At 48.6% G+C, this 2,588-nt stretch carries 2 protein-coding genes and 1 pseudogene (1 of these 3 running past the window's edge); all 3 read left to right on the top strand.

All coding sequences use genetic code 11. The annotated features are described in order from the left end of the window. Nucleotides 1–169 precede the first annotated feature (169 nt). On the top strand, nt 170–406 hold the full coding sequence (locus COV46_08930; GenBank protein ID PIR16305.1) for a hypothetical protein: 237 nt from the start codon (nt 170–172) through the stop codon (nt 404–406). Then, entirely contained in the window at nt 407–1,066 is a 660-nt protein-coding gene (locus COV46_08925; protein ID PIR16304.1) for a hypothetical protein, read from the top strand. Next, nucleotides 1,063–2,588, top strand: a pseudogene (locus COV46_08920) (hypothetical protein); it runs 73 nt beyond the window's last position. The gene COV46_08925 and the pseudogene COV46_08920 overlap by 4 nt, the downstream one beginning before the upstream one ends.

The raw sequence follows: 2,588 nt of genomic DNA, 5'->3' as shown, positions 1-2,588 counted from the left end.
TTTAGGCCCCGAAAACCCCGTAACTTGTAACTCGTGACTTGTGACCTGTGAATACGCGCACAATGATATCACATTGAAATTATTATATTTTTACAAGTTACAAGTCGCGAATCACAAGTTACGCGAGTTGGCACGCGGATTGCTTATCTCTACCGTAGGAGAGTTATGTATGACTACTATCAATAGACATAGACCGGAAGAAATAAGGGAAGACGCCAAAGCCACCTCAACCGGCGATATTCAAAAGGAAAAGACCGCCGGCATCGACAAGGAAGAGGCGATAAAAAGGCTTCGTGAACAGGAATTAAAACTTAATTATGTCGTAAATAAAGGGCTTACTAACGTTGAAGTAGAAAAGATAAAGAACGAATTATCGACATTGATCAAAGAATTAGAGGCAATATAAATGTCTAAAACAAATTTTGATCCAAGAGCAAAGGCGTTCATAATAGGCAAAGATCAGGCCGAGCCTCCAAAAGAAACCCGCGAAGAAGGCCCTTCCGTCGGCAAATCGACCTATGAATCTCGCGGTGCTTCAAAGTGGAAAGCAGTAATAGCTGCGGACGATCCTCTTATAGATCCGAACAGCAGCCCGCTTTCGGATATGAGCGATATAGCATCGGTTCTCGGAAACAGCCTTGGAAGGGCAAAGGACCTGGGCATCTTAGGCGGAGCCGATCCCATGAGATTCAGGCCGGTAAGCAAGTGGGACATGCAGATCTGGACCCCGAGAAAGAACGAGTCCTATAATTATTTCGAACCCGTTGAGCTCCCTCCGAGCTTCTCCGAGACCAAGGCCCTCTTCCCCGATGAATTTGACAAGATCAACATGAAGTCTTCTATCGATCAGGCCAGGACATATTACGAAGAGAATCTGATGCTCCTTAACGAAAGAAAGGCAAGCATCGAAAATATATTGTCCGGCGGCGGTGCCGGTTTTGACGGATTTGACGCCGCAGTGGCGAGACAGTTCATATCCAAGCTCGAGAAGGGTATCATATATACCCAGAGGCAAATGGATGAACTGTCGGAATATGAAAAAGAGCAAGGGATAGGAACTATATGATAAACAAAGTGAACTTTAAGGCGTATGAGGCGCCGGAATTCAAATCGAACATCGAGAACGAGAACCAGACCTCGGTGAACGAGGATTCGTTCGGAAGCCCCGATGTCGGCGAGGACCTTAACAATACCGCCAACTCCATATTCGGCAACACATCGACCGACGCTTCGAGCGCCGCCAATCCCTTCGATATGCAGGTGGGCTCGGAGGTCATGCCCGGAACCTATGTGGACCAGGCCACCGGCCAGCTCGTGACCGACCCGACCACGACCCCTTACTATGTGAAGAGCATAGAAGAATATATGAGCGATTCAAGGGTCGAAGGAATGAGTATCTCTCTCGAAGATTACGACAAGCTTAAAGAGACCTATAAACAGGGGGCCGAGGACCTGAACGCCACAAAGGCAGAGATAATATCCCAGATCGAGGACGGAATGGTCCCCGCAGGCGATTATAAAAAGGCCCTTTATGTTGTTAAGCGCATTGAATCGTCGATCGTAAAAGCGCAGGACGCCGTCCTCAAGATCGACCAGTATAAGGCAGAGGCAAAGGCGCTCTATCAGGAAGAGATGAATACTTTATATGAAGTCGCAAAGACATGTTACGATCAGTTCAATAAGGCAAAGAACACCGTTGAACGTTCTGCGATAATCGAGAGCAAATTTATGGTAGTGGATAAGAATCTTGATGGCTGGATAGGCGAGCCCGAAAAGGGCCTGAGGATAGACAGCGACCTGGAATTCGCCGACGGGACAAAGGGTTCGGCCCTTTACGACCCCGAAAGCGCAAAATATCTTTCAAAGTTCACGGCCGAGGGAAAACCCGTTACGCAGAAATGGTACGACCCGAACCAGGACTGGGTGGTATCGACACACGGTCTCAAAAAAGTGGATGGCGGCAGCAATAAGGAGGACCTTGTCCTTCAAACGACCGGCGCAACCGCAACGGAAACGAACAACCATTTTAATGCAAAAGTGGATTTTGCCATCCCCGATTATATAACCGTTCAGGCCGATCCATCGGGGAACGCCCTCATCAATGCAAATTCAACCAAGACACGTTACATGCCAGCCGCGTTCGTTCAGGACGCCAAAGGGATCCATCAGCCCCCCATAAGCGCGGACCAGGCACAATACTATGTTCAGATGAGGGTGGATAAAGTGGTGATCAAGTCCGAAAAGAGGGCCGACGGAAGCTACGACAACATCTATAAGTTCATGGGGAGCGGAGGAACCGTAACTCTTGCAGAATTCAGGGTGCTAAAGGGCGCGGAGGTGGGGAACGCGATCAACGGCGACCAAAGGACGATATCGGTGATAATTGACGCCTCTGAACAAAAGAGCCTGTTCCGGCACGCCATGTATTCGAAAACTTTAGACGAAATAGAGACCTATTACGGCGTTAACCTCGACCTCCCGGACACCGACCAGGGCGCGAGCGCTACAAATAAATTCAGAGAAACAATGGACAGGTTCACAATCAATTCTCAAAAAGTAGCGGAAGATTCAGACCTGGCAACGGGCCT

It is taken from the genome of Deltaproteobacteria bacterium CG11_big_fil_rev_8_21_14_0_20_49_13, from assembly GCA_002796305.1.
Lineage (GTDB): Bacteria > UBA10199 > UBA10199.
Note: the sequence above shows the minus strand (reverse complement) of the source record. Positions and strands in the feature narration are given on the sequence as shown.